Source organism: Streptococcus rubneri (genome assembly GCF_004785935.1).
In the GTDB taxonomy this organism is placed as follows: Bacteria; Bacillota; Bacilli; order Lactobacillales; family Streptococcaceae; genus Streptococcus; species Streptococcus rubneri.
This window is the reverse complement of record NZ_SRRP01000001.1, coordinates 1,085,994-1,108,180: the sequence shown is the minus strand read 5'-3', so window position 1 is coordinate 1,108,180 and position 22,187 is coordinate 1,085,994. Positions and strand designations below refer to the sequence as shown.

Genomic DNA, 22,187 nt, shown 5'->3' with positions numbered 1-22,187 from the left:
AATCCATGTCAAAAACATTTCATTTTATCGGTATAAAGGGGGCTGGAATGAGTGCCTTAGCTCTCATGCTCCATCAGATGGGACATTCTGTACAAGGTTCTGATGTCGAAAAATATTATTTCACACAAAGAGGACTAGAACAAGCTGGGATTAAGATTCTACCATTTAGCGAGGAAAACCTCACAGGGGAACAAATCTTGATTGCCGGGAATGCCTTTAAACCTGAGAACAACGTAGAAATTGCCTATGCAGATGTTCAAGGCTATACTTACCAACGCTACCATGACTTTTTGGGTGAATTCATGCGTGACTTTGTCAGCATGGGAGTAGCAGGTGCCCACGGGAAAACTTCTACGACAGGGATTTTGTCCCATGTCTTGTCCAATATCACTGATACTAGCTATTTAATAGGGGATGGGACTGGTCGTGGTTCCAAAGGAGCTAAGTATTTTGTCTTTGAATCTGATGAGTATGAGCGTCACTTCATGCCCTACCATCCAGAGTATTCCATCATTACCAACATTGACTTTGACCATCCAGACTACTTTACTAGTCTAGAAGATGTTTTCAATGCCTTCAATGATTATGCCAAACAAATTTCGAAAGCCTTGTTTATCTACGGTGAGGATCCTGAGCTTCGTCGAATTACAGCCAATGCGCCAATCTATTATTATGGGTTTGAAGAAGCTGGGAATGATTTTGTAGCTAGTGATCTTTTGCGTTCAACGACTGGTTCAAGCTTTACGGTCCATTTCCGTGGAGAAAATTTGGGTCAATTCCAGATTCCATCATTTGGTCGTCACAACGTGATGAACGCAACAGCTGTTATTGGCTTATTGCATATTGCTGGTTTTGATCTTGACTTAGTACGTGAGCATTTAAAGACATTTGCTGGGGTGAAACGTCGCTTTACCGAAAAGATTGTCAATGACACGGTTATTATCGATGACTTTGCCCACCATCCAACAGAAATTATTGCTACTCTAGATGCAGCTCGTCAAAAATATCCAAGTAAAGAGATTGTAGCGGTCTTTCAACCTCATACCTTTACTCGGACCATTGCTCTCTTAGATGAGTTTGCAGATGCCCTTAACCAAGCAGATTCAGTCTACTTGGCCCAAATTTACGGATCAGCTCGAGAAGTCGATCATGGAGATGTCAAGGTCGAAGACTTGGAAGCTAAGATTGTTAAGAAATCTGGAATTATTACTGTTGAAAACGTATCTCCACTCTTGAACCATGACAATGCTGTCTATGTCTTTATGGGAGCTGGAGATATTCAAACCTACGAATACTCATTTGAGCGTTTGCTTGGGAACTTGACAAACAACGTTCAATAAGGAGAAAACAATGCAATCGAAGCTAACGATTCGGTTTGCTAGAGAAAATGATTGGGATGAGATCGAACAGATCACGTCCCAAAATTTTTCTTTTCAAGGACTAGCAGACACTGGATCAGATTCATTGAGAGTACTTATCCTTGAGTTTGAGGACCAAGTGATTGGGGCATGTATCTTACAGTCTGCTAAGCAAGCCCAAGCCTATCTGACCTTACTCTCTCTAGGAATCCATCCCATGTGGAGAAAACAGGGATTTGGCACCTTACTTTTAGCCACTGTAAAGTCCCTTGTCGTTCAGGAATCTTTTTTAGGGATTCGCATGGCTTGTCAAGAGGAATTGGTCTCTTATTTTGAAATGAATGATTTTCAATTGGATTTTTTGGAGGAAGGGAGCTTGGGAGGTATTCAGCTAATTTGAATTCCATCCAATGAGAAGGAGAAAACATGAAGATTCGTCAAGCGAAACTAGCCGACTTAGAAGAAATTGCTGCAATCGAACTGGAAAATTTTAGTTCAGAAGAAGCAATGGATGCGACAGTTTTCAAGAAACATATTGAAGAACTCACCTCTACCTTCTTAGTGGCTGAGAAAGACGGGCAGATTCTAGGCTATTTAGAAGGCCCAGTCACCCTTAAACGACAGGTAGACGATCAATCCTTTACGGACCAGATAGTAGATGAGGCAAGTAAGGATGGAGGTTTTATCACGATTACTAGCCTTTCTATTGCGAAATTTGCCCAAGGTATGGGAGTCGGGGAAAAGCTACTAGAAGCTATGAAAAAACTTGCAATGAAGGAAGAGAGAGAAGGGATTAGCTTAACCTGTCATGATTATCTCCTTGCTTATTATGAAAAGTATGGCTTTGTCAATGAAGGCCTATCTGCTTCGACCTATGCAGGCGAAGTATGGTATGATATGGTTTGGGAAAATCCTTTAGCCCGCTAAAATTAGCTCGTTTTTGGAGTAAAAGCCCGTGACTGTTGCTTTTCTAACCCTTTTAAGATATAATATTAAGGATTATGACGAGGGAGGTCAATTATTTGACTGATAACCAACAAGATAAGGAAAAACTGCTGAGCTTTAAGGAGAAGATCCTTCGTGACCTTGAAGAAGCCAATAAACAGCTTGTAGAGGTAGAAAAAAAGTATGATCTACCGGTCCAAGAGAGAGGAACTCAGACAGGCGAGAAGGAGTCCGATAAAGAGGCTATCTCTACAGATATTCCTAGCATCAAGGAAGAAAAAGAACCTGTTTCAGTAGAAAAGAAACCTATTCCTGTGGAAAAGCAAGTAACTTCTCTAGAAACAGAAAAGATTGAACATCCTATCCGCCCAACTCAGCCAGTATCCAAAAAGAAAGAAACTAGCCCAGATCCATCCTTTTCACGAAAAGATCGCGATCAACGAGTTCAGAAAAAGAAAAAACAGAATAGTATCGCCAAGCGTATCGTCTTAACCGTTTTGGGAATCTTAATTGTTGTGATGATTGCTACTGGGATTTTTGCAGTGACCTATGTGCGTTCTAACCTCCAAGCAATGGATACAAGTGCGACAGAGTTTGTGAGTGTTGAAATCCCTGCTGGTTCTAGCAATCGTGAGATTGGAACCATTCTGGAAAAGAAAGGCTTGATTAAAAACGGCCAGTTCTTTAACTACTATACTAAGTTTAAGAATTACAGTAATTTCCAATCTGGATTTTTCAATTTACAAAAGAGTATGGACTTAGGAACTATTATTCAAAAATTGCAGGAGCAAGGGACGACAACGCCTCAGCCACCTGTCCTAGGTAAGATCACCATTCCGGAAGGGTATACAATCGATCAAATTGCAGAGGTTGTTTCAGTTGATGCAAGCTCTAAGAAAAAGGCAAAAACTCCTTATACCAAGGAACAATTCTTGAAAGTGGTTCAGGATGATGCCTTTATTGAGAAAATGATTGCCAAATATCCGAACTTATTGGCTGATTTACCAACTAAGGAAAGTGGTGTCCGCTACCGTCTAGAGGGCTACCTTTTCCCTGCTACCTACGGCTATGGCAATGATAGTAAGATGGAAGATTTAGTGGACCAGATGCTAGCTGCGATGGATCAAAATCTTGCTGGCTACTACGATACTATGGAATCAAAGAATATTAATGTAAATGAAGTATTGACCTTAGCTTCTTTGATTGAAAAAGAAGGTGCGACGGATAAAGACCGAAAAGATATTGCAAGTGTCTTTTATAACCGTCTCAACCAGGATATGCCACTTCAAAGTAACATTGCCATCTTGTATGCGCAAGGTCAATTGGGTAAAAAGACGACTTTGAAGGAAGACGCTGGCATTGATACCAATATAGACTCTCCATACAATGTCTATAAGAATACCGGCTTGATGCCTGGACCAGTAGATAACCCAGGTTTGTCTGCAATTGAAGCAGCTGTCAATCCAAGCAAAACAGATTACCTCTACTTTGTAGCCAATGTAGAAACTGGTGAAGTCTATTTTGCACAAACATTTGAAGAACACAATAAGAACGTGGAAGAACACGTGAATAGCAAATTAACAGAAAGCAGCTCAAACTAAGAGGGATGTGGCATGCCACACCTTTTTAGTTCTAAAAAATAACAGAAAAGAGAAAAAATATGACAGAAAGAACTTATCCGATGACCCTAGCTGAAAAGGAAAAGCTAGAACTTGAATTAGAAGAATTGAAATTAGTCCGTCGCCCAGAAGTTGTTGAACGCATTAAGATTGCTCGCTCTTATGGAGACCTCTCTGAAAATAGTGAGTATGAGGCGGCGAAAGACGAACAAGCCTTTGTTGAAGGTCAAATATCCAGCTTAGAGACCAAGATTCGTTATGCAGAGATTGTAGACAGTGATGCAGTAGCAGTTGATGAAGTTGCGATTGGTAAAACTGTAACTGTCCAAGAAGTTGGTGAAACCGATGAAGAAGTTTATATTATTGTGGGTTCTGCTGGTGCAGATGCATTTGCAGGTAAGATTTCAAATGAAAGCCCAATTGGTCATGCTTTGATTGGCAAGAGAACAGGAGATACTGTAACAATTGAAACTCCTGCAGGAAGCTACCAAGTGAAGATCTTGAATGTTGAAAAAACAAAGTAATCAAAAATAGAGTTCCCTAGAGGGAACTCTATTTTTGATGGAAGATAAGTCTATACCTTGTGGTCAGACTGCGATCAAACATACAATAATATTAATAATATTAATTTCTATTGAAGTATGATAGCTAATTTAGCAGAAATATAACTGTAGCTAGCAGTAGTTACCTAAGGGATGTTATATTCGAACTGCGTAAAAGGCCGAGAGGGAATCTCGGCCTTGATTTTAGTTTCGATTGCGTTGTTTACCAGCATTTCGTTTCTTATTTCCATTGATTGGTAAAGCGCTGTTATTAGTTGTTTGAGTGGTTGGTGTTACATCTTTTGCAACACGCCCGCCATTGGATACAGCTGCTTTTGGAGGATTGTTCTTATACTCTTCTGCAACTTGTTTCCGTAATTTTGGACGGATGAGGTAATTGATGACAAATTGTTGAATGATCTGTACGAAACCACCAACTACCCAGTAGAGGGTTACTCCAGCAGGTGACATGATAGAGAAGACTGCTATCATGATTGGGCTCATCAAGGCAGTTTTTCTCATGGTTTCTTTTTGAGTTTCATCCTCAATTCCATGGAGAGAGAGCATGCTTTGGATGTAGTAGAGAATCCCAACAATGACGGTCAAGAGTAAACTAGCTTTGCCAAGACTGATGCCAAGGAAGGTGCTTTCTTTTACGCCTACAGTATATTGGGCTGCAAAGAAGAGGGCTGAGAAGAAGGGCATTTGAATCAAGAGTGGGAGACAGCCAATTCCTCCAAAAGGGCTAACGCCATTTTCACGTTGGGCCATCATCAAATCTTGATTGGCCATTAGTTTTTCTTCTTGGGTCTTCGCATTTTTAATACGTTCTTGAATCGGAGCAAAGATTGGTTTAAGGTAGTTCATCTTTTCTGACTGGTAAGTTGCCTTCCATGATTGATAAACACCGAGAGGGAAGATGATTAGTCGCACGATGACTGTGACGATAATAATTCCAAGACCAAAGCCAAGACCAAGATCAGTTGCAAAGAACTTAATCGCTTCGCCCATTGGTCTTCCAATCAGATTCCAGACAAATCCTGTAGGTTGTTTGGTTGTTTTGTCAATGCTAACACATCCTGTTAGAAGCAGGAGAGCAGACAAGCTGAGAGTAGCAAGTAAATAACGTTTATATTTTTTCACTAGATCAATCCTTTAATTTTAAAATGATACCTATCTATTCTACTGTTTTTTTATGAATTTAACAATAGTTCTCAAGACTTAATTTGAAATTTTGAAATCCTTATAGGGTTCAAAGTTTGCTAAATGGACATCTAGGTAGGTTACTTTTGAAAATGGGGTTGGTCCTTTTCGAATCTCTTGAATAAATTTAGCCATAAGGGCATTTTCTTCACAAGCAGCTAAAATGGTAACTGTTCCATCGTCATTGTTCCAGACCCGGCCTGTTATCCCTCCAATTTCAAGAGCTAAGCTATAAACTCCCCAGCGAAAGCCAACTCCTTGAACCCGGCCTTGTGCAGTCATTTCTACTTTTTGCATCTTCCTTCTCCTTTTACTTGAATTCCTTCTCAGGACGGAGACTCTCCCCCTGTGAATGTGGTATAATGGTCTTATGAATATTATAACCTCTAAGTCCAATAATGGAATTAAAAAAGTAAAAAAACTTCATCAAAAAAAATATCGGACAGAGTCTTATTTGATAGAAGGTTGGCATCTGTATGAAGAAGCTGTCAAATACCAAGCACCTATTGAGCAAGTCTTCGTCATAGAGGAATACGTCGATCGCGTGATGGAGGGAACAAAAATAACCCTTGTGACGCCAGAGGTTTTAGCAGATCTTGCGGATTCGAAGACTCCTCAAGGGATTGTAGCAGAAATTAGATTGGATCTATCTCCCCAGCTTAATCTGAAAGATGGACGCTATCTATTTTTAGAGGATGTTCAAGATCCAGGAAATGTCGGGACTATGATTCGGACAGCAGATGCAGCTGGTTATGATGCAGTTCTTCTGACAGATCAATCGGCAGATTTGTATAATATGAAAACCTTGCGGTCGATGCAAGGAAGCCATTTCCATCTTCCTCTCATTCGCATGAAAAAAGAAGCGCTTTGCCAACTTATTGAAGAGAGTCAGCTTCCACTTTATGCGACGACCCTATCAAAAGATTCAGTGGATTATAGGAATCTGGTCCCTTCCACTTCTTTCGTGCTGGTTATGGGAAATGAGGGACAGGGGATTAGTTCGGAAATGGTGAAGAAAGCGGACAAATTGGTTCATATCACCATGCCAGGTCAGGCTGAAAGTCTCAATGTAGCTGTTGCAGCAGGCATTTTGATGTTTGCCCTAATTTAGTGTATGGTGATTCCACTCGTATTGAGGAGGTGTGGTTTATGTATCGGCAGGATAAAGAATACATGGCCGAAGTTGGCCATTTGATTGATCACCCTAAACTTCAAAAATTAAAGGATATTCCCCACCACATTCATTCTAATCGGTTAGAACATTCGATTCACGTTAGCTATACCAGTTATCGTATCTCAAAAAAAATGGGCTGGGATACCAAAAGTACGGCTAGGGGAGCTCTCCTTCATGACCTCTTTTACTATGACTGGCGTCAGGTCAAGTTTAATAAGAGTCATGCTTGGGTACATCCACGAATAGCTGTACGAAATGCAAAAAAGATTACAACTCTCAATAAAAAAGAAGAAGACATTATCCTCAAACATATGTGGGGGTTGACGCTTGCTCCACCATGCTACAAAGAATCTTTCCTCGTGACCATGGTCGATAAGTACTGGGCTATCAAGGAAGCTTCGGAACCAATGAGAAAAAAGTGGTCAAAGAGGAGACTTTTCCATCGAAAAATGTTAAAATCATAATAATTTAAGTTTGAAAGGAATGATTGATTATGAATCAACAAACCGTTATCCACGAACAAAGTGGGATTAATAGCTTTTATAGCAAAATTTATTCTCTAGTTGGAGTTGGAGTTGGAATCTCAGCTGTTGTATCAGCTTTGATGATGACCCTTTTCCAAGAAACCTTCATATATATTCTAACTCAGGCTCCATGGGTCTACTATATTGCTATTGCCGTTGAATTGATTTTGGTCCTTGTCGCTTCTAGACAATCGGTGAAAAATAATCCCATGGCCTTGCCTCTCTTTTTAACTTATTCAGCTTTGAATGGGTTTACCTTGAGTTTTATCATTGCACGCTATGCTCAAGCGACAGTTTATAAAGCTTTCGTCGTTAGTGCCTTGATGTTCTTTATCATGTCAGCCATTGGTCGTGTGACCAAAAAAGACTTGTCTGGAATGGGCCGAGCATTTATGGGAGCCTTGATTGGAATTATCATTGCTTCGATTGCGAACATTTTCTTACAAAGCTCTGGTATGGATTATGTCCTTAGCATTCTTTGTGTGATTATCTTTGCAGGTTTGACTGCTTGGGATAACCAAAAGATTCGTTATGTCTATGAACAATCCAATGGTCAACCAACCAATGGTTGGGCAGTAGCTTTAGCTTTGGAACTCTATCTTGATTTCATCAACTTGTTCATCAATATTCTACGTATTTTTGGACGCAACGATTAAGAAAAAGAGCCGGGGAACCGGCTTTTTTTGTTGGAAAACTTGTGATATACTAAAGAAAATTGATAGAAAAGAGAAGCTTCAAATGAAACGCCCATTTATTAGCAGAGAGGCATTAAAACAAATTACGGAAACCTATCCAACTCCCTTTCACCTATATGATGAAGCTGGGATCCGGCAGACAGCCCGTGCGCTCCATCAAGCTTTTTCTTGGAATCCAGGATTTAAGGAGTATTTCGCTATCAAAGCGACCCCGAATCCAGCCATCCTAAAAATCCTTAAAGAAGAAGGCTGTGGTGTGGATTGCGCTAGCTATGTGGAACTGTTGATGGCTCAAAAATTAGGTTTTACGGGACAAGAGATTATGTTTTCTTCCAACAATACGCCGGCTGAAGAGATGGTTTTTGCCCGTCAACTAGGAGCAACTATCAACTTGGATGCCTACGAAGACGTAGCTTTCTTACAATCTGTTACGACTCTACCAGAGGTCATCTCTTGCCGCTATAATCCAGGAGGGGTGTTTGAACTGGGAACGGATATCATGGATCACCCTGAAGAGGCAAAGTTCGGCATGACCAAGGAACAATTGATCCAAGCATTTATTGAGTTGAAAGACTTAGGAGTCAAACGCTTTGGAATCCATGCCCTCTTGGCTTCAAATACCGTCTCCAATGATTATTATCCAGAATTGGCCAAGCAATTATTCCAGTTAGCAGTAGAAGTGGTTGAAAAGACAGGGGTGACCTTGGACTTTGTCAACCTATCCGGTGGGGTTGGAGTGAACTACAAACCAGAAGACCAACCAAATGATATTGCTGTGATTGGGGAGGGTGTTCGTCGGGTTTACGAGGCCATTTTAATCCCTGCTGGATTAGGTCAAGTGAAAATCTATACGGAATTAGGCCGCTTTATGTTGGCGCCCCATGGCCTTTTGGTAACCCATGTTACCCATAAGAAACAGACCTACCGCACCTATTTAGGAGTGGATGCTTCAGCTGTCAATCTTCTTCGCCCAGCTATGTATGGTGCCTACCATCATATTACCAATCTCGATCGTCCAGAAGGTGAGACAGAAGTGGTAGACATTGTTGGAAGCTTGTGTGAAAATAATGACAAGTTAGCCAAAAATCGGGAGTTTCCTGTCTCTGAGATTGGGGATCTCTTGGTGATCCATGATACAGGAGCGCATGGTTATTCTATGGGCTATCAGTACAATGCCAAACTTCGATCTGCCGAGATTTTATTAGAAGAATCGGGCCAAACTCGTCTCATCCGACGGGCCGAAAAACCAGAGGATTACTTTGCAACATTGTATGGCTTTGACTTTGAAAAATAGGGCCTTTTTGGTATAATAGAAAATGTGTAAATATTGAATTTAGGAGAAAAACACTTATGTCTACATTTTTGACAATTTTATTGATTATCCTTGCCTTCTTTGGTGGAATGTTGGCAGGTATGTACCTACTTCGCAAGCAGTTTGAAAAAGAATTTGCATCAAACCCACGTTTGAATGTTGAAGCAGTTCGTACATTATTGGGAGCTAGTGGTCAACGTCCAAGTGAAGCGAAGGTACAACAAGTTTACCGTCAAATTCTGAATCAACAAAAAGCATCTTTGAATACGAAGAAGAAATAAATAAACTGAACGTTAGTTTTTTACAATAAAATAAGTAAGGGGACTTTAAGATTTTTCTTAGTCCCTTGTTTTGGAAGGAAAACAGATGGACAATCGACCGATTGGTTTTTTGGATTCGGGTGTCGGAGGGTTAACCGTTGTACGCGAATTGATGCGGCAACTTCCCCATGAAGAGGTCGTCTATATTGGTGATTCTGCCAGAGCACCTTATGGGCCGAGACCAGCAGATCAAATTCGTGACTATACTTGGGAGATGGTTCGTTTTCTCCTAACGAAAAATGTGAAGATGATTGTTTTGGCCTGTAATACGGCGACAGCTGTTGTATGGGAAGAGGTGAAAGAAGCCTTGGACATCCCTGTTTTAGGAGTGATTTTGCCAGGAGCTTCCGCAGCGATCAAGGCGACAAAAAGCAAACGAATTGGGGTGATTGGGACTCCAATGACGGTTGCATCAGATATTTATCGGAAAAAAATTCAAAGCCTGTCACCAGAAATGGCAGTAGAGAGTTTAGCTTGTCCGAAGTTTGTCCCTCTGGTGGAATCCAATGAGTTGCAGTCCAGTGTTACAAAAAAAGTCGTCTATGAAACGTTGAAACCTTTGGCTGGGAAGGTGGATACCTTAGTCTTGGGTTGTACCCATTATCCACTTCTTCGACCCATTATTCAAAATGTCATGGGGCCCGAAGTTCAATTGATTGATAGTGGTGCAGAGTGTGTCCGGGATATCTCGGTCTTACTTAACTATTTTGAGATTAATCGCAGTCGTCAATTGGAGGACTGTCACCATCAGTTTTATACAACGGCTAATGCCGCTAGTTTTGCAGCGATTGCTAAGACTTGGTTGCATCAAGTCGTTCATGTGGAGCATGTAACATTATGAACCAAAAAATTTATGAATATAAAGATTCCTTAAACTGGTACCTTGCAGAATGGGGAGAGCGCAGTGATTACAACGAGTACAGTGAGGTCACTTCAGAAGCTTCTGAACTTCTTGATGTGGTTGAATCACTAGTTGGAGACACAGATGCTGGTTTTCCCTTAAATCTAACAGTGGTTCGTTTTGGCTCTAGCTTGCGATTTTTAACCTTCCTCTTTCAAATTGTGGAAGAAAAGTTAGGGCGTACCATTGAGATTATTCAACGCCAAGGAGCTCTCCTTATGGTAGAGAAGGGGCAACTTCTATCGGTCTATCTCCCTAAGACAGGGCTTCCTTTAGCAGACTTTCTTGGTCAGGAAGGTGTAAAAGATCGCTTGTTAATTGCCACTCGGAATGAAGGAAAAACAAGAGAATTTCGTCAGATTTTTGAACAAATGGGCTTTGAAGTCGAGAATCTCAATGACTATCCAGATCTTCCAGAAGTCGCTGAAACAGGAATGACATTTGAAGAAAATGCTCGCTTAAAAGCTGAAACAATTTCACAGCTAACAGGGAAAATGGTCTTAGCGGATGATTCAGGACTTATGGTCGATATTCTTGGGGGCTTACCAGGTGTCTGGTCTGCTCGCTTTGCAGGTGTGGGAGCGACCGATCTAGAGAACAATGCCAAGCTCTTACATGAGTTGGCGATGGTCTTTGAATTGAAGGATCGGTCAGCAAAATTCCACACAACCTTAGTGGTTGCCAGTCCTGGTAAGGAAAGCCTTGTTGTCGAGGCGGATTGGCCAGGATACATCAATTTTGAACCAAAAGGTGAGAATGGGTTTGGCTATGATCCCCTCTTTCTAGTTGGAGAAACAGGTAAGTCTTCTGCCCAATTAACCCTAGAAGAGAAGAATCAACAGTCGCATCGTGCCCTAGCCGTGAAGAAACTAGTGGAGGTATTTCCAGCATGGCAGAACAAGTAATCATCGTAATGAGTGATTCCCATGGTGATCGTGAGATCATTGAGGAGATTAAGGAACATTACAAAGGAAAAGTAGATGCTATTTTTCATAATGGAGATTCTGAGTTAGAAAATACGGACCCAGTTTGGGATGGGATTCGCGTGGTGAAAGGGAATGTGGACTTTTACGGGGACTTTCCAGATCGTTTGGTAACGCAATTGGGGCCTACCCGGATTATTCAAACCCACGGGCATCTCTTTCAGATTAATTTTAGTTTCCAAAAATTGGATTTATGGGCTCAGGAAGAAGATGCAGACATCTGTCTTTATGGGCACCTGCATATTCCCAATGCTTGGAAAGAGGGACGAACTCTTTTCCTCAATCCAGGATCGTTGAGTCAACCTCGTGGTCCGATTCAAGAATGCCTCTATGCAAAAGTAGAAATTGACAAGGATATGTATCGAGTGGAGTTCTTAAACCGCCATCATGAGGTTTATGAGGCTCTTACAAAGGAGTTTGATCGATGATTGCCAAGGAATTTGAAGAGTTTATTCTTCGTGAAGAGAAGACTTTTTTGACTCCTGCTCGAAACTTAGCAGTCTTGATTGATACCCATAATGTCGATCATGCTATATTAGTGCTTAGTCAAATTAGTTACACACGTATTCCTGTTGTAACTGATCAGAGGAAGTTCGTTGGAACAATCTCCTTAACAGATATCTTGTCCTATCAGATGAGAGAAGAGATTCCTGATGAAGAGTTTTCTTCAATGGATATTGTCCATATGACAAAAAAAGATGGTGAGCGTTTAGGAGAAGATTTTGATGTAACAGATGTCCTTCATAAATTGGTTGAGGAGTCTTTTCTTCCAGTTGTCGCAGCAGATGACACCTTCTTGGGCATTATCACCAGAAAATCTATTCTAAAAGCCATCAACTCTCTCATGCATAATTTTTCGAATGAATATGAGATGAGGATAAAATGAAAGAACATATTACTAGTTTTATCAAAGAAAAAGACTTAAGTGAAAATTCACAGACAGCTTATTCCTATGATTTAGATCAATTCGTAGACACGGTTCACGGTCATATTTCTGATACCAATCTTCGGATTTATCAAGCCAGCATCAAAGACTTCAAACCAGCTGTTCAAAAACGGAAACTGTCTGCTGTTAACCAATTTCTTTTTTATCTCTATCAAAACCATGTGATTGGAGAATACCATCGCCTAGTCTTGCCCAAAGTAACAGTTGCTAAAAGCCATGATCAAGAGCTCTTAGATTTGTCTTTGTTTTGGGAAGGATCAGAGATTCGTCAAGGACGTCTAATTGCCTTACTGATTGTTGAAATGGGCTTGTTACCTAGTGAGATTCTTCAGTTGAAAATTGTTGATATCGAACCTGATTTCCAGGTCTTGCGAGTTGGTAAGGAAGGGCAAAAGCGTGTGTTGCGAATTCCAGATTCCCTCCTAGACGAATTAACAGATTCTCTAACAGGAACCTATTTGTTTGATAATAATGGCAAGGCCTATTCGCGTCAATGGGGGTTTCGTCAATTGGAATCGTTTTTGATTGAAAAGGGCTTTAAAGATCTATCAGCTCAATCCTTACGGGAACAATATATATTAAAACAACGGGAACAGGGGATGGATCTCTTTAGTATCGCTCGTGAGCTAGGCCTTAAAACTCTGGTCACCTTAGAAAAGTATAAGTAATGGATATAAAAATCAAGGATTTCGAGGGGCCTCTAGATCTCCTCTTACACCTCGTTTCGAAGTACCAAATGGATATTTATGAAGTGCCACTGATTGAGGTCATTGAGCAGTATTTGGTCTACCTAGCCACCCTTCAGGCTATGCGCTTGGAGGTTGCTGGTGAGTATATGTTGATGGCTAGTCAATTGACTCTGATCAAAAGTAGGCGCCTCCTTCCTAAGATTGCGGAGCAAGAGGCTGAGGAAGAAGATTTAGAGCAAGATCTCTTATCTCAAATCGAGGAATATCGAAAATTCAAGTTGCTAGGGGAGAAAATGGCCCTTCAACACGAGGAGAGAGCCCAGTACTTTTCAAAACCCAAAACGGAATTAGTCTATGATGATGCAGAATTGGTCCATGACAAGACCACGATTGATCTTTTCTTGGCCTTTTCAAAATTGTTGACGAAAAAGAAAGAAGAATTTCGACAAAATCATACGACCATTGTTCGAGACGAGTATAAAATTGAAGACCTGATGAATGTTGTTCGTCACTTGTGTCAGCCTGGTAAGAGAATCTTGCTACAAGATATTTTTGAGGAAGCCAAGGATGTCAACGAACTGATTACAGTCTTTTTGGCGACTTTGGAATTAATTAAAGTACAAGAAGTTGAGGCTCTTCAGGAAGAACCATTTGGAGATATTATTTTAGTAGGATTAAAGAATGAGTAAAATTGCAGAGATGGAGGCCCTCTTGTTTGTTGCAGGAGAAGATGGTTTGACGGTGAGGCAGATTGCCGACCTCTTATCCCTTCCTCCCACAGGAGTAATTCAAAGTTTAGAAAAATTGGCCCAGAAGTACGAGCAGGATCAGGATTCTAGTATGGCCTTATTGGAGACAGCGTCAACCTATAAATTAGTGACCAAGTCCCAATATGCAGAGCTGTTACGTGAGTATTCAAAGTCACCAATGAATCAAAGTCTCTCTCGAGCTGCCTTGGAAACTCTCTCCATCATTGCCTACAAACAGCCGATTACTCGGATTGAAGTCGATGATATTCGAGGTGTCAACTCCAGTGGGGCCATTTCAAAATTACTTTCTTTTGAACTGATTAGAGAAGATGGGAAAAAAGAAGTCATAGGAAGACCAAATCTTTATGTTACCACAGATTACTTCCTTGATTATATGGGGATTAACCACTTAGAAGAACTTCCAATTGTTGAGGAAACGGAGTTAATTGGTCAGGAAAGTCAATTGTTTACAGAAAGAACAGAGGAAATCGATGAGAATTAATAAATACATTGCTCATGCTGGTGTTGCGAGTCGACGCAAAGCAGAGGAATTGATCAAACAAGGTCTTGTAACTGTCAATGGTCAAGTGGTTCGTGAATTGGCAACTATTATTAAATCTGGGGATCTAGTAGAAGTGGAAGGCCAACCCATATACAACGAAGAGAAGGTTTACTACCTCTTAAATAAACCAAGAGGAGTCATTTCCAGTGTATCAGACGATAAAGGGAGACCAACTGTTATTGATTTGTTACCGCAAGTCAAGGAACGGATTTATCCTGTCGGTCGTTTGGACTGGGATACTTCTGGTGTCCTGATTTTGACCAATGATGGTGATTTTACGGATGAAATGATCCATCCGCGTAATGAGATTGATAAGGTTTATGTTGCGCGTGTGAAGGGATTGGCCAACAAAGAAAACTTGCGCCCCTTAACTCGTGGTGTGACCATTGATGGCAAAAAGACCAAGCCAGCAACCTATGAGATTCTAAAGGTAGATCCAGAAAAGAATCGCTCGGTTGTCCAATTGACCATCCATGAAGGCCGTAATCACCAGGTTAAAAAGATGTTTGAAGCTGTGGGCCTTTTGGTGGATAAATTGTCTCGGACGCAATTTGGGAATTTAGATGTGTCAGGACTTCGCCCCGGTGAATACCGCCGTCTCAATAAAAAAGAAATTAGCCAATTGCATACTCTTGCAGTGACAAAGACGAAAAAATAATGAAGAAATGTGCAATCGGCCTTGTTCGTCTCTATCAACGCCTTCTTTCACCCCTCTTTCCACCTTCCTGTCGCTATAGTCCTACCTGTTCAAACTATATGATTCAATCTATTGAACGGCATGGTCTGAAAGGGATTCTAATGGGGCTTGCTCGGATTCTTCGTTGCCATCCCTGGAGTAAGACAGGCTTTGACCCAGTTCCGGATCATTTCAGTTTGAAAAGCCATTTAGAAGAGAATGAAGAAATTGGGAATGGAGATCATTTTTGATTTTTTAAGACAACTAATTTTAGAGAATAGAAAAAAAGTTTTGGAATCATTTCCAAAACTTTTTTAACGTCTAGACCAAGTTCTTGGCATAAAGAGAAGTAACATCGGGTAGATTTCTAACCGACCTGCAATCATGGCAATCGATAGTAAGAACTTCGAGATGGGGCTAAAGATAGCGAAGGTATCCGTTGTCCCAATCATCGGTCCGATATTGTTAAAGCAACTAAAGACTGCACTGACAACCGTCATAAAATTGTTGCTGTCAAAGCTGACAACCGCAATGAGGGCGATCGTAATCAAGGTATAGACCACGAAATATTTTAAAATTTTGTGCTGGGTATCCTTGTCTAAAGATGAACCATTGATATGAAGGGTCATCACCCGATTGGGTGATAGCATGGAACGGATTTGATTTTTTCCGATCCGAGCTAGAATTAAGCAACGAATCACTTTCAGTCCCCCAGCCGTTGACCCAGCGGATCCACCAACCACCATGAGCATGAGAAGGAGAAACTGAGAAAAGAGCGGCCAATCAACAGTATTGCCAAAACCAAATCCAGTCGTGGTAATGACATTGGAGACTTGGAAAAAGGACATTTCAAAACTATCTGCAAAATTATGATAGAGATGGAAAATGTTGCAGGCAATCAGAAGGGAAGAAACCCCGACAATCATCAGGTAGGTGCGAAGTTCTTCATCGCCGAAGAAGGCTTTGAACTTGCGAAGCATGATGTAGTAATAAAGGTTAAAATTGACCCCAAAGACCAAGACTCCGAAACTGACCAAATAAGTGATGAGGGTCGAATGGTAGTGGGCAATCCCGTCATTGAAGACGGTGAACCCACCAGTACCAGCAGTTCCCATAGCAATGATAAAGCTATCATAAAGAGGCATGCCAGCACGGAAGTAGATCACGACAAAGAGGAAGAAGAGGGCCAAATAGAGGTAATAAAGGATTTGAGCTGTGTTCTTCAATTTGGATACAATTTTACCAAATACGGGACCAGGCACTTCTGCCTTCATCACTTCGAGGTGGCTGTTCTTGTTATTGTCCATAATAGCTAGGGCAAAGACCAGCACCCCCATCCCTCCGATTAAGTGGGTGAAACTACGCCAGAAAAGAAGGGAAGGACTGAGGACGGAGACGTCATTTAAAATGGTTGCCCCTGTGGTCGTAAAACCAGAGCTAACTTCGAAAAATGCATCAATGATGTTTGGGATTTGTCCTGAAAAGACAAAAGGAAGAGCACCAAAGAAGGACCAGAGGATCCAACACAAAGCCACAATCAGAACGCCTTCTTTGGCATAGATGTGAAAATCTTTGGGCTTGAATAAGGTTCCCATTCCTCCAAGGATGAGGAGAATGGCAATGGTTGCAATAATGGAGAGGAAGACAGTTGGACTATCTTTGACAACAAAGTCATTCTGAAGATTTAGAAGACCTACGATGATTGGAACACCAAGAAGCATGGCTTCAATCAAGAGGAGTTTTGCTAAAAGGTAGCGAATCATACTTTTATTCATGGCTTACCCCTCTAACAAATCATAGATTTTCGTGATATTGCTGATTAAGGTGGTGACGATAATCCGGTCTCCAATCAAGAGGTGGTCATCTCCAGTTGGGAAAATAGCTTTGCCATTCCGGATAATAGCAGCAATGAGGACACCTTTTTTCAATTTTAGTTGAGCCAAAGGTTTGCCTGTCATCTTATTTTCTTCTCGAATCTGGAATTGAAGAGTCTCGATTTGACCGTTGGCAACGTGGTGCAAGGCTTCAAGATTTGAATAGCGGGCATTATAACGTCCACGGATGAAATGCATGATGGTATCTACCGCAATGCCCTTCGGTGTCACAATACTTGAAAAATCTTGCCGATCAATGATTTCCAGCAGGCTAGTTCGGTTGACCTTGGTAATATTCTTTTGTACGCCAATGCTATTCAGGAACATGGAAGCAATGATGTTCTCTTCATCAACGCCCGTCAAGGTTGCTACGGCATCAAAGTTACTAGCCCGTTCCTCCATGAGGATATCTTTTGATGTCCCATCTCCTTGGATAACATAGAGATCAGGGAATTCTTGACTAAACCATTCTGCTCGTTTTTGATCGATTTCAATGACTTTTAAGTCGATCTTCCGTTTGCTATTTTCCAAAATATTTAGGAGATAGTAGGAAATCTTACCAGCTCCGATCAGGAGGAGACTTTTAACGACCTGAGGACGAATGCTATTGTGGAAATTCACAATTTCCACTCGATTTCCCGTCATAAAAATCTTATCAAAGGCTTGTAAAGTGAAGTCCCCATCCGGAATCGTTAACTGACCTTGTCGTTCGATGGCACAGATAATAATGTTTCCATATTTTTTCCGGAATTGAGAAAGGGTCATCTGGCAGAGAGGGCTTTCCTCTTTGATTTTGAATTCCATAAAGGCAACTCGTCCACTAGCAAAGTGCTCGACAGACAAAGCATTTGGGAAATCAACGCTATTAGCAATATAGCGAGCTGCGAGGAGCTCAGGATTGACGACCAGGGAGAACCCAAGTATATTTTTTTCTTTAAAGTAAGGGTTTGAGTATTCTGGATTGCGGACGCGGACAACGGTCTCTTTAGCTCCCATTTTCTTAGCCAGGACGGCAGAAACCATGTTGACTTCGTCTTGCTCTGTGAGAGCAACAAAGATGTCACAGTCGGCCACATCTGCTTGTTCGAGAATCTTAAAGTTGGCACCATTACCAACAATACCAATGATATCGTAGCGTTTGGTAATATGATTAACAACGGCTTCATCTTGTTCAATCAAGATGACATCGTGATTTTCCGCGACGAGGGAACGACAGAGTGCTGTTCCGACTTTTCCGCCTCCAACTACAATAATTTTCATGAATATTTCCTCCAAAGTATGATTCTATCTTACTCTATTTTCAAAAAAAAATCATCTTTTAATGGGAGAAACAGTAGAAGATTCAAGTAATGAGAAGAAATTTGGAATAATATTGTAAAATTATGAAATTTTTAGGGCAAAGTAGTTGACATGACGGATGAAAGTGGTATACTGATACAGTAACTTGATTGATTTACCTCAAACCTGTTGTGAGTTAAGTTAATGAAGTCGTAACCACGCTGTTTGCTGAGCTTGACTCCGGGCAGTGTGGCTATTTTTTTGCCAGAAATGAGATCGTGATGAATATTGAAGAATTAGCTTATACAGAAACCAAATCAAAAAACCATGTAGTTCTTTACCAACCTCAAATTCCCCAAAATACTGGGAACATCGCTCGCACTTGTGCAGCTACCAATGCTCCTCTCCATATCATCCGTCCCATGGCTTTTCCTATTGATGATCGAAAGATGAAACGTGCGGGACTGGATTATTGGGATAAGTTAGATGTTCGCTTTTACGACAGCTTGGATGAGTTTATGGAGGCTGCGGCAGGCGGAAAGGTCCACCTGGTTTCAAAATTTGCTGATCAGACCTATTCGAATGTAAATTATAATGATAATTTAGAACATTATTTCATCTTTGGTCGTGAGGACAAAGGCTTACCAGAAGATTTTATGCGGCTCCATGCTGAAAAGGCAATTCGGATTCCGATGAATGATGAACATGTCAGAAGCTTGAATGTCTCCAATACCGTTTGTATGATTGTCTATGAAGCCCTCAGACAACAGAAATTTGCTGGATTAGAGCTGGTCCATCAGTATGATGGAGATAAGTTGAAGTAGGGCAAATGCTCTTTACAAAAGTCCACTTATTGTAACTTTTGATATTACAAAACACTTGCAATAGCAGGTGTTTTTTGTTATGATTAAGGGGTCTTCAGGGCAGGGTGTAATTCCCGACCGGCGGTGACTTTTACTAGGAAATGGTCTTTTCCTTTTATACTTTGTTGCCAAGCTTTACCTAACTATAAGTTATGTCTACAGCTTGGCGCCTCGTCAAAAAGAAAAGACCATTTCCATACTCTAAAAGAAGTCCGCGAGCGCAAGCTGATGTGGTGCGATTCCACAACCGACAGTATAGTCTGGATGGGAGAAGACGAGAGAGGAACAAACCTGTTCTTTTTGACGCTGGACTTGATAGAAATTTTGTTGATTTTATAAGAAATCAGTCTTCGAGCTTTTTTCTTGTAGCATTCTGACATCTTTAGTCAAGTACCAAGGAACTGTTTAAGTTTTCTTTAAAACGATTGAAATAGAATAAGGTTAAGGGAATCTTTCCAACTTCTTCTAATTTTAGTAAAAATTGGAGGAACCTGTGATGACAAATACTCGCAAACTGACCCTAGTGGCTGTTTTATCAGCACTTTCTTTTCTATTGATGTTTTATCAACTATCAATAGGGATTGATTTTTTAAAGGTTGATTTTAGTACGATTCCAATCTTACTCGCCTTAGTTCTGTTAGATTTGAAGAGCTCATTTCTGGTACTGGTGATTCGATCTGTTCTCAAATTGGTACTAAATGGGCGAGGAGCCGAGACCTTGGTTGGCTTGCCGATTAATATGATTGCTGTATTCGTCTTTATTCTAGCATTTGCAATCATTTGGAATCAGAAGAAAACCATAGTGCGGTTTGTGATGGCTAGCCTATTTGGAACCATTGGCTTAACCCTTTCCATGCTTCTGGTTAATTACTTTTATGCCATCCCTCTCTATGCTAAATTTGTTGGATTTGACATAGCGAAGATGGTCGGAGTTGAAAAGTATCTTCTCAGTATGGTTGTTCCCTTTAATCTAATAGAAGGACTGATTTGGGCTGCTACTTTCTGGTTGCTCTATAGTGTCTTGCAGCCCCTACTTAAAATCTATGAAAAATAAACAATCTCATTTTTTAAAGGGCTCTTTTGCCCTTTTGTTATTTATGATTCTAGGCTATGTAGTCAAATTTTATCCGGAAAATGTAGTCGGAATCGATCAACCGATTCAATCGGCTATTCGCGGGGATTTACCAGCCTATCTGACTGACTTCTTTACCCGTGTGACAGTGCTGATGAACACACCAGTTGTCGTATCCTGGGTTGGCGTCATTGTCCTCTTCTTTGTCTGTAAGAAATGGTATACGGAGGCCCTCCTCCTCACTGGGAGTTTAGTTACAACTGGATTACTCGTGGTGATTCTGAAACACATCTATCTGCGCCCACGTCCAGCACTTCAACACTTGGTACAAGAGGGTGGCTATTCTTTTCCGAGTGGTCACTCTTTAGCAGCCACCCTCGTATTTGGTGGTTTGATTATTATTGTAGGACAACGCATGACCTCTCAAGTCGGAAAAGTCCTGGCTCAGATTGCCCTCTTCCTTTGTATGGTGACCATTGTTGTATCTCGTGTCTACGTTGGGGTTCATTACCCGACAGACGTCACAGGAAGTATGCTTTTGGGATTCGGTCTTTTACAAATGGTCTTTCCTTATTACGACCGTTTGCGTTTTGAATGGCGCTTTAAGAGTAAGCAGAAGTAAAGCATGAACGATTTATTTGAAGAAAAGGTCCTAAAGGTCGTTGCTCAGGTTCCCCTGGGACGTGTTGCGACCTATGGACAAATCGCCCAACTCATCGGCTATCCTCGCCATGCCCGCCAGGTCGGCAAGGTCTTGGCAACTTCTACAAAAGATGTAGCCTATCCTTGTCATCGGGTCGTGACGTCTACTGGTCGCTTGGCTCCTGATTGGGAAGAGCAAGGCACGCTTCTCTGGGCAGAAGGGGTAGACCGGAAAAAGAATGGTTGTATCGATCTTAAGAAATACAAATGGAAAGCAGAGGAGACTCAACTTTGAGTTCACTCTGCTTTTTTGCTATAATGAGGGGTATGAAATCCTATTCGACCTTAAATGATTATTATCGAACTTTATTTGGAGAAAAGACCTTCAAAGTCCCGATCGATGCGGGATTTGACTGTCCCAACCGTGATGGAACAGTTGCTCGTGGGGGCTGTACTTTTTGTACAGTTTCTGGTTCTGGAGATGCCATCGTAGCGCCAGATGCTCCTATTCGGGATCAGTTCTATAAAGAAATTGACTTTATGCACCGTAAATGGCCGGATGTCAAAAAGTATTTGGTCTATTTTCAAAATTTCACCAATACCCATGAAGCTGTTGATGTCATTCGGGAGCGCTATGAGCAAGCCATCAATGAGCCAGGTGTCGTAGGGATGAACATCGGGACACGGCCAGACTGCTTGCCAGATGAAACTTTAGCCTACCTAGCAGAATTGACAGAGCGCATGCATGTGACCATTGAGCTGGGCTTGCAGACGACTTATGAAGCAACTTCTGAACTGATCAACAGGGCTCATAGTTACGAGCTCTATGTAGAAACGGTGAAGCGGATTCGCCAACAGGTCCCTAAGGCAGAGATTGTTTCACATTTAATCAACGGTCTTCCTGGGGAGACGCATGAGATGATGGTAGAAAATGTCCGTCGTTGTGTAAGGGACAACGATATCCAGGGCATTAAATTGCACCTGCTCCATCTCATGACCAATACCCGGATGCAGCGAGACTACCATGAAGGGCGATTGCAATTGTTGAGTCAGGAGGAATACGTGTCGGTCATCTGTGATCAACTGGAGATCATTCCTAAGGAGATCGTCGTCCATCGGATTACAGGAGATGCTCCAAGAGAGATGCTGATAGGACCGATGTGGAGTCTCAATAAGTGGGAAGTACTGAATGCTATTGAAACAGAAATGCGTCGTCGAGGAAGTGTTCAAGGCTGTAAAGTAGGAAAATTGGAGGACTAG

28 protein-coding genes and 1 riboswitch are annotated in these 22,187 nt (G+C 41.3%); of the genes, 24 read left to right on the top strand and 4 right to left on the bottom strand.

Annotated features, from left to right (window positions below; translation table 11 throughout):
* The first annotated feature begins 5 nt into the window (after positions 1-5).
* From murC to greA, 5 genes are all read left to right on the top strand, one after another.
* Positions 6-1,340, top strand: a complete 1,335-nt coding sequence (murC, locus tag E5S68_RS05585) for a UDP-N-acetylmuramate--L-alanine ligase (protein WP_135782692.1) — start codon at positions 6-8, stop codon at positions 1,338-1,340.
* Positions 1,341-1,350: 10 nt separating this feature from the next.
* Positions 1,351-1,758, top strand: a complete 408-nt coding sequence (locus E5S68_RS05580; protein WP_135782691.1) for a GNAT family N-acetyltransferase — start codon at positions 1,351-1,353, stop codon at positions 1,756-1,758.
* A 26-nt stretch (positions 1,759-1,784) separates the two neighbouring features.
* Complete coding sequence (locus E5S68_RS05575) at positions 1,785-2,285, top strand: GNAT family N-acetyltransferase (protein ID WP_135782690.1); 501 nt, start codon at positions 1,785-1,787, stop codon at positions 2,283-2,285.
* A gap of 62 nt (positions 2,286-2,347) precedes the next feature.
* The gene (mltG, locus tag E5S68_RS05570; RefSeq protein ID WP_447468731.1) at positions 2,348-3,904 is read left to right on the top strand and encodes an endolytic transglycosylase MltG; all 1,557 of its coding nucleotides are present in this window, start codon (positions 2,348-2,350) and stop codon (positions 3,902-3,904) included.
* Between the two features lie 59 nt (positions 3,905-3,963).
* Positions 3,964-4,446: a transcription elongation factor GreA gene (gene greA, locus E5S68_RS05565; protein ID WP_135782688.1), complete on the top strand. Its 483-nt coding sequence runs from the start codon at positions 3,964-3,966 to the stop codon at positions 4,444-4,446.
* A gap of 222 nt (positions 4,447-4,668) precedes the next feature.
* Here the strand turns inward: greA and yidC are convergent, their stop codons facing one another.
* Together yidC and E5S68_RS05555 are read right to left on the bottom strand one after the other, a co-directional pair.
* The gene (gene yidC, locus E5S68_RS05560) at positions 4,669-5,607 is read right to left on the bottom strand and encodes a membrane protein insertase YidC (RefSeq protein ID WP_135782687.1); all 939 of its coding nucleotides are present in this window, start codon (positions 5,605-5,607) and stop codon (positions 4,669-4,671) included.
* Positions 5,608-5,685: 78 nt separating this feature from the next.
* Positions 5,686-5,964 (bottom strand): acylphosphatase, encoded by a 279-nt coding sequence (locus E5S68_RS05555; protein ID WP_135782686.1) that lies wholly within the window; start codon positions 5,962-5,964, stop codon positions 5,686-5,688.
* Positions 5,965-6,037: 73 nt separating this feature from the next.
* Here E5S68_RS05555 and E5S68_RS05550 point away from each other — a divergent pair, with 73 nt between their 5' ends.
* The 14 genes from E5S68_RS05550 (at position 6,038) to yidD (ending at position 15,449) form a co-directional block, all read left to right on the top strand.
* Positions 6,038-6,778 carry a TrmH family RNA methyltransferase gene (locus E5S68_RS05550; RefSeq protein WP_135782685.1) on the top strand — a complete coding sequence of 247 codons (741 nt, stop codon included), beginning with the start codon at positions 6,038-6,040 and terminating at the stop codon, positions 6,776-6,778.
* Between the two features lie 38 nt (positions 6,779-6,816).
* Entirely contained in the window at positions 6,817-7,305 is a 489-nt protein-coding gene (locus E5S68_RS05545) for an HDIG domain-containing metalloprotein (RefSeq protein WP_135782684.1), read from the top strand.
* 29 nt (positions 7,306-7,334) lie between these two features.
* Positions 7,335-8,021, top strand: a complete 687-nt coding sequence (locus E5S68_RS05540; RefSeq protein ID WP_135782683.1) for a Bax inhibitor-1/YccA family protein — start codon at positions 7,335-7,337, stop codon at positions 8,019-8,021.
* 82 nt (positions 8,022-8,103) lie between these two features.
* Positions 8,104-9,354 carry a diaminopimelate decarboxylase gene (locus E5S68_RS05535; protein WP_135782682.1) on the top strand — a complete coding sequence of 417 codons (1,251 nt, stop codon included), beginning with the start codon at positions 8,104-8,106 and terminating at the stop codon, positions 9,352-9,354.
* A 56-nt stretch (positions 9,355-9,410) separates the two neighbouring features.
* Complete coding sequence (locus E5S68_RS05530) at positions 9,411-9,653, top strand: YneF family protein (protein ID WP_006595782.1); 243 nt, start codon at positions 9,411-9,413, stop codon at positions 9,651-9,653.
* 85 nt (positions 9,654-9,738) lie between these two features.
* Complete coding sequence (racE, locus tag E5S68_RS05525) at positions 9,739-10,533, top strand: glutamate racemase (RefSeq protein ID WP_135782681.1); 795 nt, start codon at positions 9,739-9,741, stop codon at positions 10,531-10,533.
* Complete coding sequence (locus tag E5S68_RS05520) at positions 10,530-11,498, top strand: nucleoside-triphosphate diphosphatase (protein WP_135782680.1); 969 nt, start codon at positions 10,530-10,532, stop codon at positions 11,496-11,498. The genes racE and E5S68_RS05520 overlap by 4 nt, the downstream gene beginning before the upstream one ends.
* Positions 11,483-12,004, top strand: a complete 522-nt coding sequence (locus E5S68_RS05515; protein WP_135782679.1) for a metallophosphoesterase — start codon at positions 11,483-11,485, stop codon at positions 12,002-12,004. Before E5S68_RS05520 ends, E5S68_RS05515 begins: the two co-directional genes overlap by 16 nt.
* Positions 12,001-12,462, top strand: a complete 462-nt coding sequence (gene cbpB, locus E5S68_RS05510) for a cyclic-di-AMP-binding protein CbpB (protein ID WP_135782678.1) — start codon at positions 12,001-12,003, stop codon at positions 12,460-12,462. Before E5S68_RS05515 ends, cbpB begins: the two co-directional genes overlap by 4 nt.
* Positions 12,459-13,190, top strand: coding sequence for a site-specific tyrosine recombinase XerD (gene xerD / locus E5S68_RS05505; RefSeq protein ID WP_135782677.1), 732 nt, complete (start codon positions 12,459-12,461; stop codon positions 13,188-13,190). Before cbpB ends, xerD begins: the two co-directional genes overlap by 4 nt.
* On the top strand, positions 13,190-13,900 hold the full coding sequence (locus tag E5S68_RS05500) for a segregation/condensation protein A (RefSeq protein WP_135782676.1): 711 nt from the start codon (positions 13,190-13,192) through the stop codon (positions 13,898-13,900). Before xerD ends, E5S68_RS05500 begins: the two co-directional genes overlap by 1 nt.
* The gene (scpB, locus tag E5S68_RS05495; protein WP_135782675.1) at positions 13,893-14,462 is read left to right on the top strand and encodes an SMC-Scp complex subunit ScpB; all 570 of its coding nucleotides are present in this window, start codon (positions 13,893-13,895) and stop codon (positions 14,460-14,462) included. Before E5S68_RS05500 ends, scpB begins: the two co-directional genes overlap by 8 nt.
* Positions 14,452-15,180, top strand: a complete 729-nt coding sequence (locus E5S68_RS05490) for a pseudouridine synthase (protein ID WP_135782674.1) — start codon at positions 14,452-14,454, stop codon at positions 15,178-15,180. The genes scpB and E5S68_RS05490 overlap by 11 nt, the downstream gene beginning before the upstream one ends.
* On the top strand, positions 15,180-15,449 hold the full coding sequence (gene yidD / locus E5S68_RS05485; RefSeq protein ID WP_135782673.1) for a membrane protein insertion efficiency factor YidD: 270 nt from the start codon (positions 15,180-15,182) through the stop codon (positions 15,447-15,449). The genes E5S68_RS05490 and yidD overlap by 1 nt, the downstream gene beginning before the upstream one ends.
* 63 nt (positions 15,450-15,512) lie before the next feature.
* Here yidD and E5S68_RS05480 read toward each other — a convergent pair whose 3' ends face one another.
* Complete coding sequence (locus E5S68_RS05480) at positions 15,513-16,973, bottom strand: TrkH family potassium uptake protein (protein WP_135782672.1); 1,461 nt, start codon at positions 16,971-16,973, stop codon at positions 15,513-15,515.
* Between the two features lie 3 nt (positions 16,974-16,976).
* Positions 16,977-18,332 carry a Trk system potassium transporter TrkA gene (trkA, locus tag E5S68_RS05475; protein WP_135782671.1) on the bottom strand — a complete coding sequence of 452 codons (1,356 nt, stop codon included), beginning with the start codon at positions 18,330-18,332 and terminating at the stop codon, positions 16,977-16,979.
* Positions 18,333-18,631: 299 nt separating this feature from the next.
* Here trkA and E5S68_RS05470 point away from each other — a divergent pair, with 299 nt between their 5' ends.
* The 5 genes from E5S68_RS05470 (at position 18,632) to mnmL (ending at position 22,187) form a co-directional block, all read left to right on the top strand.
* A complete protein-coding gene (locus tag E5S68_RS05470; protein ID WP_135782670.1) occupies positions 18,632-19,174 on the top strand; it encodes a tRNA (cytidine(34)-2'-O)-methyltransferase in 543 nt (180 codons plus the stop codon).
* An 86-nt stretch (positions 19,175-19,260) separates the two neighbouring features.
* Positions 19,261-19,493: riboswitch (FMN riboswitch) on the top strand.
* Positions 19,494-19,709: 216 nt separating this feature from the next.
* Positions 19,710-20,267: an ECF transporter S component gene (locus E5S68_RS05465; protein ID WP_135783104.1), complete on the top strand. Its 558-nt coding sequence runs from the start codon at positions 19,710-19,712 to the stop codon at positions 20,265-20,267.
* Positions 20,257-20,907 carry a phosphatase PAP2 family protein gene (locus E5S68_RS05460; protein ID WP_135782669.1) on the top strand — a complete coding sequence of 217 codons (651 nt, stop codon included), beginning with the start codon at positions 20,257-20,259 and terminating at the stop codon, positions 20,905-20,907. The genes E5S68_RS05465 and E5S68_RS05460 overlap by 11 nt, the downstream gene beginning before the upstream one ends.
* 3 nt (positions 20,908-20,910) lie before the next feature.
* Entirely contained in the window at positions 20,911-21,222 is a 312-nt protein-coding gene (locus tag E5S68_RS05455; protein WP_135782668.1) for an MGMT family protein, read from the top strand.
* Between the two features lie 23 nt (positions 21,223-21,245).
* Positions 21,246-22,187 carry a tRNA modification radical SAM protein MnmL/YtqA gene (mnmL, locus tag E5S68_RS05450; protein WP_135783103.1) on the top strand — a complete coding sequence of 314 codons (942 nt, stop codon included), beginning with the start codon at positions 21,246-21,248 and terminating at the stop codon, positions 22,185-22,187.

Bases quoted from the DNA above. Each gene is read 5' to 3' on its own strand.
- murC (WP_135782692.1), top strand. From the start codon at position 6: ATGTCAAAAACATTTCATTTTATCGGTATAAAGGGGGCTGGAATGAGT.
- E5S68_RS05580 (WP_135782691.1), top strand. From the start codon at position 1,351: ATGCAATCGAAGCTAACGATTCGGTTTGCTAGAGAAAATGATTGGGAT.
- E5S68_RS05575 (WP_135782690.1), top strand. From the start codon at position 1,785: ATGAAGATTCGTCAAGCGAAACTAGCCGACTTAGAAGAAATTGCTGCA.
- greA (WP_135782688.1), top strand. From the start codon at position 3,964: ATGACAGAAAGAACTTATCCGATGACCCTAGCTGAAAAGGAAAAGCTA.
- E5S68_RS05555 (WP_135782686.1), bottom strand. From the start codon at position 5,964: ATGCAAAAAGTAGAAATGACTGCACAAGGCCGGGTTCAAGGAGTTGGC.
- E5S68_RS05550 (WP_135782685.1), top strand. From the start codon at position 6,038: ATGAATATTATAACCTCTAAGTCCAATAATGGAATTAAAAAAGTAAAA.
- E5S68_RS05545 (WP_135782684.1), top strand. From the start codon at position 6,817: ATGTATCGGCAGGATAAAGAATACATGGCCGAAGTTGGCCATTTGATT.
- E5S68_RS05540 (WP_135782683.1), top strand. From the start codon at position 7,335: ATGAATCAACAAACCGTTATCCACGAACAAAGTGGGATTAATAGCTTT.
- E5S68_RS05535 (WP_135782682.1), top strand. From the start codon at position 8,104: ATGAAACGCCCATTTATTAGCAGAGAGGCATTAAAACAAATTACGGAA.
- E5S68_RS05530 (WP_006595782.1), top strand. From the start codon at position 9,411: ATGTCTACATTTTTGACAATTTTATTGATTATCCTTGCCTTCTTTGGT.
- racE (WP_135782681.1), top strand. From the start codon at position 9,739: ATGGACAATCGACCGATTGGTTTTTTGGATTCGGGTGTCGGAGGGTTA.
- E5S68_RS05520 (WP_135782680.1), top strand. From the start codon at position 10,530: ATGAACCAAAAAATTTATGAATATAAAGATTCCTTAAACTGGTACCTT.
- E5S68_RS05515 (WP_135782679.1), top strand. From the start codon at position 11,483: ATGGCAGAACAAGTAATCATCGTAATGAGTGATTCCCATGGTGATCGT.
- cbpB (WP_135782678.1), top strand. From the start codon at position 12,001: ATGATTGCCAAGGAATTTGAAGAGTTTATTCTTCGTGAAGAGAAGACT.
- xerD (WP_135782677.1), top strand. From the start codon at position 12,459: ATGAAAGAACATATTACTAGTTTTATCAAAGAAAAAGACTTAAGTGAA.
- E5S68_RS05500 (WP_135782676.1), top strand. From the start codon at position 13,190: ATGGATATAAAAATCAAGGATTTCGAGGGGCCTCTAGATCTCCTCTTA.
- scpB (WP_135782675.1), top strand. From the start codon at position 13,893: ATGAGTAAAATTGCAGAGATGGAGGCCCTCTTGTTTGTTGCAGGAGAA.
- E5S68_RS05490 (WP_135782674.1), top strand. From the start codon at position 14,452: ATGAGAATTAATAAATACATTGCTCATGCTGGTGTTGCGAGTCGACGC.
- yidD (WP_135782673.1), top strand. From the start codon at position 15,180: ATGAAGAAATGTGCAATCGGCCTTGTTCGTCTCTATCAACGCCTTCTT.
- E5S68_RS05480 (WP_135782672.1), bottom strand. From the start codon at position 16,973: ATGAATAAAAGTATGATTCGCTACCTTTTAGCAAAACTCCTCTTGATT.
- trkA (WP_135782671.1), bottom strand. From the start codon at position 18,332: ATGAAAATTATTGTAGTTGGAGGCGGAAAAGTCGGAACAGCACTCTGT.
- E5S68_RS05470 (WP_135782670.1), top strand. From the start codon at position 18,632: ATGAATATTGAAGAATTAGCTTATACAGAAACCAAATCAAAAAACCAT.
- E5S68_RS05465 (WP_135783104.1), top strand. From the start codon at position 19,710: ATGACAAATACTCGCAAACTGACCCTAGTGGCTGTTTTATCAGCACTT.
- E5S68_RS05460 (WP_135782669.1), top strand. From the start codon at position 20,257: ATGAAAAATAAACAATCTCATTTTTTAAAGGGCTCTTTTGCCCTTTTG.
- E5S68_RS05455 (WP_135782668.1), top strand. From the start codon at position 20,911: ATGAACGATTTATTTGAAGAAAAGGTCCTAAAGGTCGTTGCTCAGGTT.
- mnmL (WP_135783103.1), top strand. From the start codon at position 21,246: ATGAGGGGTATGAAATCCTATTCGACCTTAAATGATTATTATCGAACT.